Origin of the sequence: Kineococcus aurantiacus (genome assembly GCF_013409345.1) — a bacterium.
Classification (GTDB): domain Bacteria; phylum Actinomycetota; class Actinomycetes; order Actinomycetales; family Kineococcaceae; genus Kineococcus; species Kineococcus aurantiacus.
In genome coordinates, this window is the sequence record NZ_JACCBB010000001.1 from 1,755,218 (window position 1) to 1,770,392 (window position 15,175).

At 74.3% G+C, this 15,175-nt stretch carries 15 protein-coding genes; 2 read left to right on the top strand and 13 right to left on the bottom strand.

Annotated elements, in window-relative coordinates; all coding sequences use genetic code 11:
• Positions 1 to 43: 43 nt before the first annotated feature.
• Complete coding sequence (locus BJ968_RS08490; RefSeq protein ID WP_179750909.1) at positions 44 to 931, top strand: HhH-GPD family protein; 888 nt, start codon at positions 44 to 46, stop codon at positions 929 to 931.
• Between the two features lie 43 nt (positions 932 to 974).
• Here the strand turns inward: BJ968_RS08490 and arfB are convergent, their stop codons facing one another.
• The 6 genes from arfB to BJ968_RS08520 form a co-directional block, all read right to left on the bottom strand.
• The gene (gene arfB, locus BJ968_RS08495; protein WP_179750911.1) at positions 975 to 1,394 is read right to left on the bottom strand and encodes an alternative ribosome rescue aminoacyl-tRNA hydrolase ArfB; all 420 of its coding nucleotides are present in this window, start codon (positions 1,392 to 1,394) and stop codon (positions 975 to 977) included.
• Between the two features lie 10 nt (positions 1,395 to 1,404).
• The gene (locus BJ968_RS08500; protein ID WP_179750913.1) at positions 1,405 to 2,850 is read right to left on the bottom strand and encodes a GntT/GntP/DsdX family permease; all 1,446 of its coding nucleotides are present in this window, start codon (positions 2,848 to 2,850) and stop codon (positions 1,405 to 1,407) included.
• Between the two features lie 16 nt (positions 2,851 to 2,866).
• Positions 2,867 to 3,340: a gluconokinase gene (locus BJ968_RS08505; protein ID WP_179756412.1), complete on the bottom strand. Its 474-nt coding sequence runs from the start codon at positions 3,338 to 3,340 to the stop codon at positions 2,867 to 2,869.
• Between the two features lie 17 nt (positions 3,341 to 3,357).
• A complete protein-coding gene (locus tag BJ968_RS08510) occupies positions 3,358 to 3,891 on the bottom strand; it encodes an amino-acid N-acetyltransferase (protein ID WP_343077904.1) in 534 nt (177 codons plus the stop codon).
• A 131-nt stretch (positions 3,892 to 4,022) separates the two neighbouring features.
• On the bottom strand, positions 4,023 to 6,527 hold the full coding sequence (locus BJ968_RS08515) for an ATP-dependent Clp protease ATP-binding subunit (protein WP_179750915.1): 2,505 nt from the start codon (positions 6,525 to 6,527) through the stop codon (positions 4,023 to 4,025).
• Between the two features lie 207 nt (positions 6,528 to 6,734).
• The gene (locus BJ968_RS08520) at positions 6,735 to 7,874 is read right to left on the bottom strand and encodes a citrate/2-methylcitrate synthase (protein WP_179750917.1); all 1,140 of its coding nucleotides are present in this window, start codon (positions 7,872 to 7,874) and stop codon (positions 6,735 to 6,737) included.
• Positions 7,875 to 7,926: 52 nt separating this feature from the next.
• Here BJ968_RS08520 and BJ968_RS08525 point away from each other — a divergent pair, with 52 nt between their 5' ends.
• Positions 7,927 to 9,018: a citrate/2-methylcitrate synthase gene (locus BJ968_RS08525; RefSeq protein WP_218884943.1), complete on the top strand. Its 1,092-nt coding sequence runs from the start codon at positions 7,927 to 7,929 to the stop codon at positions 9,016 to 9,018.
• 75 nt (positions 9,019 to 9,093) lie between these two features.
• Here BJ968_RS08525 and BJ968_RS08530 read toward each other — a convergent pair whose 3' ends face one another.
• The 7 genes from BJ968_RS08530 to BJ968_RS08560 all read right to left on the bottom strand — a co-directional run bounded on the left by BJ968_RS08530 (position 9,094) and on the right by BJ968_RS08560 (position 15,070).
• On the bottom strand, positions 9,094 to 9,924 hold the full coding sequence (locus tag BJ968_RS08530) for an ABC transporter permease (RefSeq protein ID WP_179750921.1): 831 nt from the start codon (positions 9,922 to 9,924) through the stop codon (positions 9,094 to 9,096).
• Positions 9,921 to 10,892, bottom strand: a complete 972-nt coding sequence (locus tag BJ968_RS08535) for an ABC transporter ATP-binding protein (protein ID WP_179750923.1) — start codon at positions 10,890 to 10,892, stop codon at positions 9,921 to 9,923. The genes BJ968_RS08530 and BJ968_RS08535 overlap by 4 nt, the downstream gene beginning before the upstream one ends.
• Positions 10,893 to 11,129: 237 nt before the next feature.
• A complete protein-coding gene (locus BJ968_RS08540) occupies positions 11,130 to 11,483 on the bottom strand; it encodes a histone-like nucleoid-structuring protein Lsr2 (protein ID WP_179750926.1) in 354 nt (117 codons plus the stop codon).
• A gap of 121 nt (positions 11,484 to 11,604) precedes the next feature.
• Complete coding sequence (locus BJ968_RS08545) at positions 11,605 to 11,772, bottom strand: hypothetical protein (protein ID WP_179750928.1); 168 nt, start codon at positions 11,770 to 11,772, stop codon at positions 11,605 to 11,607.
• 41 nt (positions 11,773 to 11,813) lie between these two features.
• On the bottom strand, positions 11,814 to 13,328 hold the full coding sequence (lysS, locus tag BJ968_RS08550; RefSeq protein ID WP_179750930.1) for a lysine--tRNA ligase: 1,515 nt from the start codon (positions 13,326 to 13,328) through the stop codon (positions 11,814 to 11,816).
• A gap of 18 nt (positions 13,329 to 13,346) precedes the next feature.
• Positions 13,347 to 14,201, bottom strand: coding sequence for a pantoate--beta-alanine ligase (gene panC / locus BJ968_RS08555; protein WP_179750932.1), 855 nt, complete (start codon positions 14,199 to 14,201; stop codon positions 13,347 to 13,349).
• Positions 14,198 to 15,070 carry a DUF2520 domain-containing protein gene (locus BJ968_RS08560; protein ID WP_179750934.1) on the bottom strand — a complete coding sequence of 291 codons (873 nt, stop codon included), beginning with the start codon at positions 15,068 to 15,070 and terminating at the stop codon, positions 14,198 to 14,200. Before BJ968_RS08560 ends, panC begins: the two co-directional genes overlap by 4 nt.
• Positions 15,071 to 15,175 lie beyond the last annotated feature (105 nt).

Below are 15,175 nucleotides of genomic sequence, written 5' to 3' on the forward strand. Positions count from 1 at the left end.
TCCGGGTCGGCGGTGGAGGCGCGCCGTGCGACGATCCTGCGCGATGACGACCACGACCCCCGACGTGCTGCACACCCGCGTGCTGGACTGGTACGCCGACCACGCCCGCTCGCTGCCCTGGCGGGAGCCGGGCTGCTCCCCGTGGGGGGTGCTGGTCAGCGAGGTGATGCTCCAGCAGACGCCCGTGGCGCGGGTGCTGCCGCGGTGGCGGGAGTGGCTGGACCGGTGGCCGACGCCGTCCGACCTGGCCGCCGAACCGCCCGGGGAGGCCGTGCGGGCCTGGGACCGCCTGGGGTACCCGCGCCGGGCGCTGCGGCTGCACGCCGCGGCCGTGGCGATCCGCGACGAGCACGGTGGCCGGGTGCCGGCCGACCACGCGCAGCTGCTGGCGCTGCCGGGCATCGGCGCCTACACGGCCGCGGCGGTGGCGTCGTTCGCCTTCGGGCAGCGGCACGCCGTCGTGGACACCAACGTCCGGCGCGTCCACGCCCGGGCCGTCACGGGCGACGCCGAACCGGCCCCGTCGCTGACGGCGGCGGAGAACCGGCTCGCCGTGGCGCTGCTGCCGCAGGACGAGGCGACGGCCGCGCGGTGGGCCGTGGCCGTCATGGAGCTGGGGGCGCTGGTCTGCACGGCCCGCTCACCGCGCTGCGACGCGTGCCCGCTGCTGGACCGCTGCGCGTGGGTCCTGGCGGGCCGGCCCGCGCACGCGGGCCCGACCCGGCGCGGTCAGGCGTGGGCCGGCACCGACCGGCAGGTGCGCGGGAAGCTGCTGGCCGTCCTGCGGGCCAGCCCGGACCCGGTGCCCGCCGCCGACCTCGACGCCTGCTGGCCCGACGCGGCCCAGCGCGCCCGCTGCCTGGACGGCCTGGTCGCCGACGGCCTCGTCGAACCGCTGGCGGACGGCCGGTTCACCCTGCCCCGCACCTGACCCGCCGCACCCGACCCGAAGTGCTCTGGTGGTCGGGCCCGGGTCAGTCGTCGGTGCTGCGGCGCAGGCGCTTGGTCTGCCCGCGACGGCTCTTGGCCTCCAGGCGGCGGCGCTGGGACCCCCTCGTGGGCCTGGTCGGGCGGCGCGCGGCCGGGCCGGGGGCGAACGCCTCGGCGAGCAGGACCCGCAGCCGCTCGGCCGCCGCGGCGCGGTTGCGCAGCTGGGCGCGGTGCTCGGAGGCGACCACCGTGACGACACCGTCGACGAGCCGGCCCCGCAGCCGTTCCAGCGCCCGGGCCCGCAGGTCGTCGGGCACCGACGGCGAGTGCTGGAGGTCGAAGAGGAGCTCGACGCGGGAGTCGGTCGTGTTGACGCCCTGGCCCCCCGGGCCACCGGCCCGGGAGAACCGCTCGAACAGCTCGGCCTCGGGGATCGTCACCCGGCGGTTCACGACGAGGTCCACGGTGCTCCCCTCACACGACCAGGCTCAGCAGCAGCACGCCGAGCAGGCCGCACACCGAGATGACGGTCTCCATCACCGACCAGCTCTTGAGCGTCTGCCCCACGGTCAGCCCGAAGTACTGCTTCACGAGCCAGAACCCGACGTCGTTGACGTGGGAGAAGAACAGCGACCCGGCGCCGATCGACAGGGCCAGGAGCGCGAGGTGGTTGGCGCTGAGGTCGCCGGCGAGGGGGGCGACGATGCCGGCCGCGGTGATGGTGGCGACCGTCGCCGACCCGGTCGCGAGCCGGATGAAGACGGCGACGAGCCAGCCGAGGATCAGCGGCGACAGGGCGAGGGAGGCCGCCTGGGTCCCCACGAGCTGGCCGACCCCGGCGTCGATGAGGACCTGCTTGAAGCCGCCGCCGGCGGCGATGATGAGCAGCGTCGAGGCGATCGGCGGCAGCGAGCCGTCGATGGTGGCGCCGATCGCGCGGCGGTCCATGCCGACGCCCAGGCCCAGCAGCACGATGGCGACCAGCGCGCCGATGAGCAGCGCCACCAGCGGCGTCCCCAGCGCGTACAGCAGGTCGTGGACCGCGTTGCCCTTCTCCGAGACGATCTCGGCGACGGCGCGGGCCAGCATGAGGACGACGGGCAGCAGCACCACGGTGAGCACCGCGACCAGCTTCGGGCGGCGGGTGTGCTCCTGCGCGCCGCCGAGGTCGCCGCCGGACGTCGGCAGGTGCTCGGCGTCCTGCGGGCCGAACCGGGAGACCAGCGGGGCCAGGAGCGGGCCGGCGACCACCACCGTGGGGATGGCCAGCAGCAGCCCGAACCCGAGCGTGAGGCCCAGGTCGGCCTTGAGGTTGGAGATGGCCACCAGCGGGCCGGGGTGCGGGGGCACGAACCCGTGCAGGACGGACAGCCCGGCCAGGGCGGGGATGCCGAGCGCCAGGACGGGCCGGCCCGTCCGCTTGACGACGAGCAGCACGATCGGGACGAGCAGCACCAGCCCGATCTCGAAGAACATCGGCAGCCCGACGAGGGCGGCGGCCCCGGCCAGCGCCCACGGCAGCGCCTTGCCGTGGACGCGGTCGACGATCCGGTCGACGATCTCGTTGGCGCCGCCGGAGTCGGCGAGGAACCGGCCCAGGACGGCCCCCAGGGCCACGAGGATCCCGACGTCAGCGAACGTCTTCCCCGCACCGCCCGCGGCACCGTCGGCGTCACCGAGCCCGATGGAGAAGGAGGTGACGATGTCGCTCACCGACAGCCCGGCGACCAGGCCGAGGACGGCCGACCCGAGCAGCAGCGCGATGAACGCGTTGAGCTTGGCCCAGGAGACGGTGACGACGACGACGGCGATGCCGAGCAGCGCCGCGACCACCAGCCGCGTGTCGTGGCCGGTCCAGGCGGCGGCCTGGACCGCCGCCGGGACGACCCCCGGCACGGACAGGGGGACGGACACGGGCATGGGCGCTACCTCCGGGTCAGAGGTGGCGCAGCACCTCGTCGAGAACTTGGGCGGGTCCACCCTGCACCCGGACGCGGAAGCCGCGCTCGTCGGGGTGCAGGTCCTCCAGGGTGTCGAGCTGGCTGCGCAGCAGCGAGGCCGGCATGTAGTGCCCCTCGCGGTGGGCGAGCCGCTCCTGGAGCACCTCGTCGGGCACCTTCAGCTCGCAGAAGACGACGGAGGGGTTGTCCTGGGCGAGCAGGTCCCGGTAGGCGCGCTTGAGCGCGGAGCACGTGACGACGGCCGACTCCCCCGCCTCCTCGCGCTCGCCGATCCACGCCGCGATGGACCGCAGCCACGGCCAGCGGTCCTCGTCGGTCAGGGGGTGCCCCGACCGCATCTTCTCGACGTTGGCCTGGCTGTGGAAGTCGTCGCCCTCGGCGTACGTCCACCCCCTGGCCTTCGACAGGTCCTGGGCCAGGGTCGTCTTCCCGCTGCCCGAGACGCCCATGACGATGACGGTGGTGCTCACGCGTTGCCTCCTGTGACCCGCAGCATCCTGCTGTTGCCCAACGTGTTCGGTTTGACGCGCGCCAGGTCGAGGAACTCCGCGACCCCCTCGTCGTGGCTGCGCAGCATCTCGGCGTAGACCTCCGGCTCGACGGGTGTCCCCTCGATCTCTACGAAGCCGTGGCGTTCGAAGAAGGCCGTCTCGAAGGTCAGGCAGAAGAGCCGGGTGAGGCCGAGGGCGTCGGCGCGGTCCAGCAGCGCGGTGAGGATGAGGTGGCCCGTGCCCGTGCCGCGGACGGCGGGGTCGACGGCGAGGGTGCGCACCTCGCCGAGGTCCTCCCACAGCACGTGCAGCGCCCCGCACCCCACGACCCGCCCCTCGTGCTCGGCGACGACGAACTCCTGGACGGCCTCGTACAGGGTGATGAGCTCCTTGCCGAGCAGGATGCGCTGCCGGGCGTACTCCTCCACCAGGCGGCGGACGTCGCGGACGTCGCCGGTGCGGGCGGGGCGGACCGTGATGTCGGCGCTGACGTTCGTGGGGCTCGGCACGCCCCGATCCTCCCAGACGGACCGCGCGTCCGGGCGCGCCGCCACTGGACGGGCCGCGGCCGGGCGCGGGGGCCGGGACGCGGAACGGCCCGGCACCCCGTGCGGGGTGCCGGGCCGTCAGCCCTGCGGGGTCAGTCCTCGGTGGGGACGTCCCCGACGGGGACGGTCACCGGGAGGTCCTCCTGCGAGGTGCCCTCGAAGGTGAACTTCTGCTCCTGGCCCTCGCCCTCGGTGTCGACCGAGACGATCTGGCCGGGGCGCAGGTCGCCGAAGAGGATCTTCTCGGACAGGACGTCCTCGATGTCGCGCTGGATGGTGCGGCGCAACGGGCGGGCGCCCAGGACCGGGTCGTAGCCCTTGGTCGCCAGCAGCACCTTGGCCGAGGGCGTGAGCTCGATGCCCATGTCCTTGTCCTTGAGGCGGTCGTCGACCCGCTTGATGAACAGGTCGACGATCTGGATGATCTCCTCCTGCGTCAGCTGCGGGAACACGACGATGTCGTCGACGCGGTTGAGGAACTCGGGCCGGAAGTGCTGCTTGAGCTCCTCGTTGACCTTCGACTTCATCCGCTCGTAGTTCGTCAGCTGGGTCTGGGACCCGGCCGCGAACCCGGTGCCGACGCCCTTGGAGATGTCCCGGGTGCCGAGGTTCGTGGTCATGATGATCACGGTGTTCTTGAAGTCCACCTGGCGGCCCTGGGAGTCGGTCAGGCGACCGTCCTCGAGGATCTGCAGCAGCGAGTTGAAGATGTCCGGGTGGGCCTTCTCGACCTCGTCGAAGAGGACGACCGAGAACGGCTTGCGGCGCACCTTCTCCGTCAGCTGGCCACCCTCCTCGTACCCGACGTAGCCGGGGGGCGAGCCGAACAGCCGCGAGACGGTGTGCTTCTCGGAGAACTCGCTCATGTCGAGCTGGATGAGCGCGTCCTCCTCGCCGAAGAGGAACTCCGCGAGGGCCTTGGCGAGCTCGGTCTTCCCGACGCCGGTGGGGCCGGCGAAGATGAACGACCCGCCGGGGCGCTTGGGGTCCTTCAGACCCGCACGCGTGCGCCGGATGGCCTGCGACAGCGCCTTGATGGCGTCGTTCTGGCCGATGACGCGCTTGTGCAGCTCATCCTCCATGTGGAGCAGCCGCGAGGACTCCTCCTCGGTCAGCCGGACGACCGGGATGCCGGTGGCGGTGGCCAGGACCTCCGCGATCAGCTCCTCGTCGACCTCGGCGACGACGTCCATGTCACCGGACTTCCACTGCTTCTCGCGCTCGCCCTTCTGCGCGAGGAGCTTCTTCTCCTTGTCGCGCAGGGAGGCCGCCTTCTCGAAGTCCTGCGCGTCGATCGCGCTCTCCTTCTCGCGGCGGACGTCGGCGATGCGCTCGTCGAACTCGCGCAGGTCCGGCGGTGCGGTCATGCGGCGGATGCGCAGTCGCGCGCCCGCCTCGTCGATGAGGTCGATCGCCTTGTCCGGCAGGTACCGGTCGTTGACGTAGCGGTCGGCCAGCGTCGCGGCGGCCACCAGCGCGGCGTCGGTGATCGAGACGCGGTGGTGCGCCTCGTACCGGTCGCGCAGACCCTTGAGGATCTCGATGGCGTGGGCGAGGTTGGGCTCGGGGACCTGGATCGGCTGGAAGCGCCGCTCGAGGGCCGGGTCCTTCTCGATGTGCTTGCGGAACTCGTCCAGGGTCGTGGCCCCGACGGTCTGCAGCTCACCGCGGGCCAGCATGGGCTTGAGGATGCTGGCGGCGTCGATGGCGCCCTCGGCGGCACCGGCCCCGACGAGGGTGTGGATCTCGTCGATGAACAGGATGATGTCGCCGCGGGTGCGGATCTCCTTGAGGACCTTGCGCAGCCGCTCCTCGAAGTCACCGCGGTAGCGGGACCCGGCGACGAGGGCGCCGAGGTCGAGGGTGTAGATCTGCTTGTCCTTGAGGGTCTCGGGCACCTCGCCGCGCACGACGGCCTGCGCGAGGCCCTCGACGACGGCGGTCTTCCCGACACCGGGCTCGCCGATGAGGATCGGGTTGTTCTTCGTGCGGCGCGAGAGGACCTGCATGACGCGCTCGATCTGCGGGTCGCGGCCGATGACCGGGTCCAGCTTGCCCTCGCGGGCGGCCTGGGTGAGGTTGCGGCCGAACTGGTCCAGCACGAGGGACCCGGACGGGGTGCCCTCCTGGGGACCGCCGGCGGTCGCGGGCTCCTTGCCCTGGTAGCCGGACAGCAGCTGGATGACCTGCTGACGCACCCGGTTGAGGTCGGCGCCGAGCTTGACGAGCACCTGGGCGGCGACGCCCTCGCCCTCGCGGATGAGGCCGAGCAGGATGTGCTCGGTCCCGATGTAGTTGTGCCCGAGCTGCAGCGCCTCGCGCAGCGACAGCTCGAGGACCTTCTTCGCGCGGGGGGTGAAGGGGATGTGCCCGGACGGGGCCTGCTGGCCCTGACCGATGATCTCCTGGACCTGCTCGCGGACCGCGTCCAAGGAGATGCCCAGCGACTCGAGGGCCTTGGCGGCGACGCCTTCGCCCTCGTGGATCAGGCCGAGCAGGATGTGCTCGGTCCCGATGTAGTTGTGGTTGAGCATCCGGGCCTCTTCCTGGGCCAGGACGACGACCCGTCGGGCGCGGTCGGTGAACCTCTCGAACATGCGGCGCTCCTCGCGGGTGGTCGAGTCCGGGGTGCACGGGGGGTCATCCCCCGACCGGACCATTCCGATGCTAGTCCCGAGCCCCGACACTCTCACTCCCACCAGCGTCGCCGCAGTGGTCGTGAGCCGATCGTGACCCGGTTGTCCTGACCAACCTGCGCCTCCGGCGTGCTGTTCCGCCACTTCGTTCGCCGTCGGCGCAACGGCTCAGGTCCGCTCCCGCGCGGCCGGGGGGGCCGGCCGGCGGCCCGGCTCGGGGCCCACGTAGCGGGCCGAGGGCCGGATGATCCGGGGGTCGGTCGCCTGCTCCAGCACGTTCGCGGTCCACCCCACGACCCGGCTGGTGGCGAACGTGGGGGTGAACAGGGCCGGCTCCAGCCCGCACAGCGACATGACGACGCCGGCGTAGTACTCGACGTTGGCGTGCAGCGCCCGGCCCGGCTTGAGCTCGGCCAGCGTCCGCACCACGCGCCGCTCGACCTCGACGGCCAGGTCGACCAGGGGCCCGCCGAGCTCCAGGGCGGTCTCGCGCAGCAGCACCGACCGCGGGTCCTCCGTCCGGTAGACGGCGTGCCCGAAGCCCATGACGCGCCCGCCGGCGGCGAGCTGGGCGCGCACCCAGCCCTCGGCCCGGTCCGGGGTGCCGATCTCCTCCAGGGCCGCCAGCGCCCGGTCGGGGGCCCCGCCGTGCAGGGGGCCGGAGAACGCCCCGAGCGCGGCGACGACGGCGGCGGGCACGTCGGCGCCGGTGGAGGCCACGACGCGCGCGGTGAACGTGGAGGCGTTGAAGCCGTGGTCGACGGTGGCGACGAGGTAGCGGCGCAGCGCGTCGGCGTGCCGGGGGTCGGCCTCGGTGCCGTGCAGCAGCCACAGCCAGTGCGCGGCGGCGTCGAGGTCGTCGCGGGGCGCCACGGGCGGCAGGCCGCGGCGGTGCCGGTGCAGGGCGGCCAGCACGGTGGGGGTCAGGGCGCACACGCGCAGCGCGTCCGCGGCCCGCTCGGCGGGGTCGGCGTCGTAGACGGGCCGCGCGCCGGGCAGCGCGGACAGCGCCGTCCGCAGCCCGGCCAGCGGCGGCAGCGGGGCCAGGGCCGGCAGCAGGGCGGTCAGCTCCGCGGGCAGGGCGCGGGCGGCGGCGACCTCGGCGCGGAAGGCGGCCAGCTCGGGGGGCGAGGGCAGCCGGCCGCGGTGCAGCAGGTGCCAGACGTCCTCGACCGTGCGCGTGCGGGCCAGGTCGACGGCCGAGTGCTGCCGGTAGTGGAAGAACCCCTCCTCGCCCCGGACGTCGCCGAGCTCGGTGGTCGTGACGACCACGCCCTTCAGCCCCGGGGGCACCTGCGTGTCGGTCATCACCGCAGCGTCCGCGGGTTGACGGGGCCGGTCAACGTTGATCGGATCAACCGTGGACGAGATCCCCACGGCCGAGGCCGCGCACCGGCTGGGCGTGAAGACGGCGACGCTGTACGCCTACGTCAGCCGCGGTCTGCTGACCCCGCGCCGGACCGCGGCGGGCAGCCTGTTCGACGCCGGGCAGGTCGCGGCGCTCGCCCGCCGCGGCCGCGACCGACCGTCGGGGGCCGTGGAGACGGTGCGCAGCGGCCTGACGTCGCTGGACGGGGACCGGCTGCGCTACCGGGGCCGCGACGCCGTGGAGCTGAGCCGGACGGCCTCGTTCGAGGAGGTGGCGCGGCTGCTGTGGACGGGCACCGCGGTCGCGGGCGCCCTCGCCCGCGACGAGGAGCTGACCGCCGGGGTGGCCGCCGTCGTGGGCGGGCTGCCGCCGCGGGTCCGGCCACCGGCCCGGCTGCGGGTGGCGGTCGCGGTGGCCGGCGCGCTGCGTCCCGCCTCGGCCGGGGCCGACCCCGAGCCGCTGCTGGCGGCCGTGCTGGGCGTCACGACGACGGTCGCCGACGCGGTGGACGCCACCCTGGGCTCCCCCGGCGGCTGGGGCCCGGCGCTGGTCCTGCTCGCCGACCACGGCCTGGCGGTCTCCACGGTGGCGGCGCGGGTCGCGGCCAGCGCGCGGGCCCCGCTGTCCTCGGTCCTGTCGGCGGCCCTGGGCGCGGCGGACGGCCCGCTGCACGCCAGCGCCAGCACCGCGGCGCACCGGTTCCTGGAGCAGGCGCTGGCCGACGGGCCGGCGCGCGCGGTCGCCGAGCGGCGCCGCAGCCAGGAGCGGCCGCCGGGGTTCGGCCACGTCCTGTACGCCGCGCGCGACCCCCGGGCCGAGGAGCTGCTCGGTGCCCTGCCGCCGGGCCCGGTGGCGGACGTGGTGCCGCCGCTGGTGGAGCAGGTGGTCCGCGCCCACGGGGCGGCGGCCTTCCCGAACGTCGACCTGGGGCTGGCGGCGCACGCCCTGGCGCACGGGCTGGCGGCCGACGCCGGGGAGTTCGTCTTCGAGGTGGCCCGCACGGCGGGCTGGGTGGCGCACGCCCTGGAGGAGTACCGGGCGCCGGGGCTGCGGTTCCGCGTCCGGGGCCTGCACGGGCAGTGACCACCGGGACGACCCGCCGGCCGGTCCGGCCGGCGGGTCGTCCCGGTGGCCGGGCCCGCCGCCCGGCCGGGTCGCTCAGACGTCGCGCGTGCGCAGCGCCAGCGCGGCGAGCGCGCCGAGGCCGACGACCCACAGGGCGAAGACCGCGACCCCCGGACCGTTGTCCAGGTACCCCGGGACCGGGTCGAGGCTGCCCAGGTTCATGACGCTGTTGGTGAGGAAGAACTTGTTGATCTCCTCCCCGCCCCAGGAGTCGGGGATCAGGCCGAGCAGGTTGGGCACGATGAACAGGGCCGCGACGACCGTGACGATCGCCCCCGCCGGGTTGCGCAGCAGCGCACCGACGGCGAGCCCGACGAGGGAGACGCCGACGAGGGTGAGGACGGTCCCGGCCAGGGCCCGCAGCACGTGGTCGTCACCCAGGGAGATCCCGAAGCCGCGGGTGTCCAGGACGGCCTGGCCGAGGAGGAAGGCCACGAGGACGGCCACGCCCTGCAGCACCAGGACGTTCACCGCCAGCACGACGGCCTTGGCCAGCAGCACCCCCACCCGGCCCGGGGCCGCGGCGAAGGAGGTGCGGATCATCCCGGTGGAGAACTCCCCGGCGATGAGGATGACCCCGACGGCCGCCACGACGAGCGAGGCGAACTGCGCGCCCATCATGCTGAAGGTGAAGGGGTCCACACCCGCCTCGGCGGCCGCGGCCCCGCCGGAGCTGAGCGCCGAGCGGGCCGCGAGGGAGAACAGGACGCCGAGGCCGACGGTGGCCACGACCGAGGCCAGCATCGTGATGACGACGGAGCGGACGCTCCAGAACTTGATCCACTCCGAGCGCAGGAGACCGGCGGGGGTCACCCGCCGCTCGACGGGGCGGAACGGCTGGACCTGGACGGTCGCGGCGCTCATCGGGCGACCTCCTCTCGCACGGGGGTCGCGGGTTCGGGGACGACGACGGGGGGCTGGTCCCCGCCGCGGTGGGCCTGGTACTCGACGGCGTTCGCGGTGAGCTCCATGAAGGCCTCCTCCAGGGACGCCTTGACGGTGGTGAGCTCGTGCAGGGCGACGCCGCGGCGGGCGGCGGCGTCCCCGATGCGCTCGGCGGACAGGTCCCGCACGTCGAAGCTGCCGTCCTCGCGGGGCGCCAGGGTGCCGCCCTCGGCGGTGACGAGCTCGCGCAGCTGCTCCACCTGCGGGGAGCGGACCGTGACGCCGCGCGGCTGCACGCGGTCGACGAACGCCTTGACGCTCTCGTCGGCGATGAGCCGGCCCTTGCCGATGACGACGAGGTGCTCGGCGGTCAGCGCCATCTCGCTCATGAGGTGCGAGGACACGAAGACCGCGCGCCCCTGCCGGGCGAGCTCCTTCATGAGGTTGCGGATCCACAGGATGCCGTCGGGGTCGAGGCCGTTGACGGGCTCGTCGAACATGACGGTCGCGGGGTCGCCGAGCAGCGCCGAGGCGATGCCGAGGCGCTGGCCCATGCCGAGGGAGAACCCGCCGGCGCGCTTGCGGGCGACCTCGCCCAGACCGACGAGGTCGACGACCTCGTGCACGCGGGAGGCGGGGATGCCCGCGGTGGCGGCCATCGCCTGCAGGTGCCGGTAGGCCGAGCGGCCGGTGTGGACGGCCTTGGCGTCCAGCAGCGCCCCGACGGTGGACAGCGGGGCCCGGTGGGCGGAGAACGGCTTGCCGTCGACCAGCACCTGCCCCGCGGTCGGCCGGTCGAGGCCGACGATCATCCGCATCGTCGTGGACTTGCCGGACCCGTTGGGCCCGAGGAACCCGGTGACGATGCCCGGGCGCACGGTGAAGCTGAGGTCGTGCACGGCCACCTTCTTGCCGTAGACCTTGCGCAGGCCGACCGCCTCGATCATGAGGAGCCTCTCGGTGAGTGGTGGGAGGAGCGGGATCGGGAGCGCCGCGCGGCCACCGGGGGTGGCCGCCGCAGCGGGACGGCCCGATCCTCACGCACCGTCACCGAGGGCCGCATCAGCCGTTGGGCGCACCCGGTGTCCGCAGGAGGGATGGTCCCCACCCCCCGCGGGGCACCGGCAGGACGACGCAGGGCCCGACCACCGGGTGGTGGTCGGGCCCTGCGGGGTGGACGGGCGTCAGTGCGCGGCGTCGAAGGCCTGCAGCACCTCGGCGGAGATGCGGCCGCGGTCGGAGACCGTGTAGCCGTTCTCGCGGGCCCAGGTGCGGACCTCGCCGGTGTCGCGCTCGGAGCCGCCGGCGGACTTGGCGGCCGGGCGGGGAGCGGCGGCGGCCTTGCGGCCGGACCCGGCGCGACCGCCGACCCGGCGGGCGTGCCCGACCCACGGCGCGAAGGCCTCGCGCAGGGCGGCGGCGTGCTCGTCGGAGAGGTCGATCTCGTAGTTGACCCCGTCGAGGGAGAAGGTCACCGTCTCGGTGGCCTCACCGTCGTCGATGTCGTCGACGAGGAGGACCTGGACCTTCTGCGCCATGGCCGGCTTTCCTTTCGAACAAAGTGGACGACCGACCGCTGGTGCGCCGGACGAAGAACACTCTGTCGCATTCATGAGCGCCGGGTCAAATCACCGGAGAAAGCGAAAACCGTGTCGCGCCTCAGGAAGCCCGGTCCTTCGGCGCGCTTTCCCCGGCGGCCCGCCGCTCGGCGCGCGCGCGGGCCGCCGCGGCCCGTTCCCGGCGGTCGGCGTGCAGGATCGAGCGCATCAGCAGCACGAAGAGCACGGCCAGGCCGGCCGAGGGCAGGAGCGCGGCGAGGTATTCCACCCCTCCAGGGTACGTCGCCGCCGCCCGCCCCGCGGCGCGCCTCAGCGGGGCTTGACCAGCGGGAAGGTGATGGTCTCGCGGATGCCGAGGCCGGTCAGGGCCATGAGGAGGCGGTCGATGCCCATGCCCATTCCGCCCGTGGGCGGCATCCCGTGCTCCTGGGCGCGCAGGAAGTCCTCGTCGATCCGCATGGCCTCGTCGTCGCCGAGGTCGGCCAGGCGGGCCTGCTCGACGAAGCGCTGCCGCTGCACGACGGGGTCGACCAGCTCGGAGTAGCCGGTGGCGAGCTCGAAACCCCGGACGTACAGGTCCCACTTCTCCACCACACCCGGCACGGAACGGTGCGCGCGCACCAGCGGCGACGTTTCCACGGGGAAGTCGCGGACGAAGGTCGGGGATTCCAGGGAATCACCCAGCCGGTGTTCCCACAGTTCTTCCACCAGTTTCCCGGCCGTCCAGCGCGCCTCGTCCACGCTGATCCCCAGCTTCTCCGCCAGCTCCAGCAGACGGGCCCGCGGGGTCTGGGGGGTGATCTCCTCGCCGAGGGACTCCGACAGCGACGGGTACATGGAGATCTGCTTCCACTCCCCGCCGAGGTCGTGCTCGGTGCCGTCGGCCCACGTCACCACGTGCGACCCGAAGGCGGCCTGGGCGGCCTCCTGGACGATCGTCCGGGTCAGCTCGGCGATCGAGTCGTAGTCGCCCCAGGCCTCGTACGCCTCGAGCATCGCGAACTCCGGCGAGTGCGTGGAGTCCGCGCCCTCGTTGCGGAAGTTGCGGTTGATCTCGAAGACGCGCTCGATGCCGCCGACGACGAGCCGCTTGAGGAACAGCTCCGGAGCGATGCGCAGGTACAGGTCGGTGTCGAAGGCGTTCGACCGCGTGACGAACGGCCGGGCGCTGGCCCCGCCGTGCAGGGTCTGCAGCATGGGCGTCTCGACCTCGAGGAACCCGCGGTCCTCCAGCGTGCGCCGCACCGAGCGCACCACGGTCGAGCGGGCGCGCACGTTCTCCCGGGCGGTCTCGCGCACGATGAGGTCGACGTAGCGCTGCCGGACGCGGGTCTCCTCGGACAGCTCCTTGTGCAGGACGGGCAAGGGGCGCAACGACTTCGCCGCCATCTGCCAGCCGTCGGCGAGCACCGACAGCTCCCCGCGCCGGGAGGAGATCACCGTGCCGTGGACGAAGACGACGTCGCCGAGGTCGACGTCGGCCTTCCAGCTCGCCAGCGCCTCCTCCCCGGCCCCGTCGCGGGAGACCATGACCTGCAGCCGGGTGCCGTCCCCCTCCTGCAGCGTGGCGAACACCAGCTTGCCGGTGCCGCGCAGGAACACGACGCGGCCGGTGACGCCGACCTCGTCGGTCGTCTCCTCGCCGGCCTCCAGGTGGGCGTAGCGCGCCCGCAGGTCCGCCAGCGACGTGGTGCGCGGGACCGAGACCGGGTAGGCCTCCCGGCCGGAGCCGAGGATCCGGTCGCGCTTCTCGCGGCGGACCCGGACCTGCTCGGGCAGGTCCTCGAACTCGTCCTCGGGCGGGGCGGGCGTCTGTTCACTCACCCCTCAAGGTTAGTGCGGTCAGTTGTCCGGTCGGCCCACGACGAGGGGCAGGTTGTCGATGAGGCGCGTGGAGCCGACCTTCGCGGCGACGGCCAGCAGCGCCTCGCCCCGGTAGTGCTCGCGGACGTCCGCCAGGTCGTGCGGGTCGACCAGCGCGAGGTAGTCGACGCGGGCGGCGGGCTCGGCCACCAGGACGTCGCGCGCGGCGCGCCGCACGGCCGAGGGGCCCTCGGGGGCGGCGGCCGCACCGGCGCGCAGCGCCCGCTGCAGCACGAGGGCGACCTCCCGGTCGAAGGGCGTGAGGTAGCGGTTCCGGCTCGACATGGCCAGGCCGTCGGCCTCGCGCACGGTCGGCACCGCGACGACCTCCACCCCGAGGTCGAGGTCGCGCACCATGCGCCGCACCAGCAGGAGCTGCTGGGCGTCCTTCTGCCCGAAGAACGCCAGGTCGGCGCGCGTGAGGTGGAACATCTTGGCGACCACGGTGAGCACGCCGTCGAAGTGCCCGGGCCGGCTGGCGCCCTCGAGCACCTCCCCCAGCGGGCCGGCCGCGACCCGGACCCCGGGGTCGCCATCGGGGTAGACGACGTCGGGGCCGGGGGCGAACACGACGTCGGCGCCGTGCTCGGCCGCCAGCGCCAGGTCCTCGTCGAGGGTGCGCGGGTACCGGGCCAGGTCCTCCCCGGGCCCGAACTGCAGCGGGTTGAGGAAGACGGTGACGAGCACCGAGGCGGCGCGGCGGCGGGCCTGCCGGATCAGCTCGGCGTGCCCGGCGTGCAGCGCACCCATGGTCATGACGACGGCGACGGGCCCGGTGAGGGCGTCGCGGGCCGCGGCCAGCTCGGTGCGGGTGCGGGTGACGGTCAGGCTCACGGTTCTCCTGCGGTGAGTGCACCGCGGACGGCCTTCGCCGCGGTGTCGGTCAGCCGGCCGGCGGCCTGCGCGCGGTCGGCGGCGACGCCGGCCAGCTGCGCGTAGGTGGCGGCCGTCGCGGGGTCCTGCGCGGCGAGGACGCGCAGGTGGGTGGCGACGGTGCCGGCGTCGCCGCGCGCGACGGGGCCGGTGAGGGCCTCGTCGCCGTCGCGCAGCGCGTTGTCCAGGGCGGCCTGCAGCAACGGGCGCAGCACCCGCCCGGCGTCCTCGCCCACCGCGGCGCGCGCGGCGTCCAGGGCCTGGGCGACGAGGGTGACGAGGTGGTTGGAGCCGTGGGCGAGGGCGGCGTGGTAGAGCGGGCGGTCGGCGTCGGCCACCACGACGGGCGTCGAGCCCCACTCGCGGACCAGGGCGTCGGCCACGGGGGCCAGCACCGGGGAGCTGGTGACGGCGACGGCGGCCCCCAGCAGCCGCTGCAGGTCCAAGGAGGTGCCCGTGAACGTCATCGCCGGGTGCAGCGCCAGCGGCAGCGCCCCCCGCTGCGCGGCGGGGTCGAGCACGCCGAGGCCGTGCAGGCCGCAGGTGTGGACGACGAGCTGCCCGGCGCGCACGTGCGGGGCGAGGTCGGCCACCAGCGGGCCCAGGGTGTCGTCGGGGACGGCGAGCAGGACGAGGTCGGCGGCGAACGCCTGCGCCGGTTCGATCCACGGCACGTCGGGCAGCAGCGCCTCGACGCGTTCGGCGTCCCGGCGGGTGCGGGCCGCGACGCCGGTCACGCGGTGTCCCGCGGCGCGCAGGGCGGCCCCCAGGACGGGCCCGACGCGGCCTGCTCCGACGACCGCGACGTCGAGCCTGCCCGCGGTGTTCACGTCGGGAACCTTAACGCGAACGCGCGAAGCACACTCCGGGCCCCTGTTCCGGGCCGGTGAGGGCTCGAAGCGTGCTTCGGACCCTCGGGAGGGACCGTGCGGGGC

Bases quoted from the DNA above. Each gene is read 5' to 3' on its own strand.
- BJ968_RS08490 (WP_179750909.1), top strand. From the start codon at position 44: ATGACGACCACGACCCCCGACGTGCTGCACACCCGCGTGCTGGACTGG.
- BJ968_RS08500 (WP_179750913.1), bottom strand. From the start codon at position 2,850: ATGCCCGTGTCCGTCCCCCTGTCCGTGCCGGGGGTCGTCCCGGCGGCG.
- BJ968_RS08505 (WP_179756412.1), bottom strand. From the start codon at position 3,340: ATGGGCGTCTCGGGCAGCGGGAAGACGACCCTGGCCCAGGACCTGTCG.
- BJ968_RS08515 (WP_179750915.1), bottom strand. From the start codon at position 6,527: ATGTTCGAGAGGTTCACCGACCGCGCCCGACGGGTCGTCGTCCTGGCC.
- BJ968_RS08520 (WP_179750917.1), bottom strand. From the start codon at position 7,874: ATGACCGACACGCAGGTGCCCCCGGGGCTGAAGGGCGTGGTCGTCACG.
- BJ968_RS08530 (WP_179750921.1), bottom strand. From the start codon at position 9,924: ATGAGCGCCGCGACCGTCCAGGTCCAGCCGTTCCGCCCCGTCGAGCGG.
- BJ968_RS08535 (WP_179750923.1), bottom strand. From the start codon at position 10,892: ATGATCGAGGCGGTCGGCCTGCGCAAGGTCTACGGCAAGAAGGTGGCC.
- BJ968_RS08540 (WP_179750926.1), bottom strand. From the start codon at position 11,483: ATGGCGCAGAAGGTCCAGGTCCTCCTCGTCGACGACATCGACGACGGT.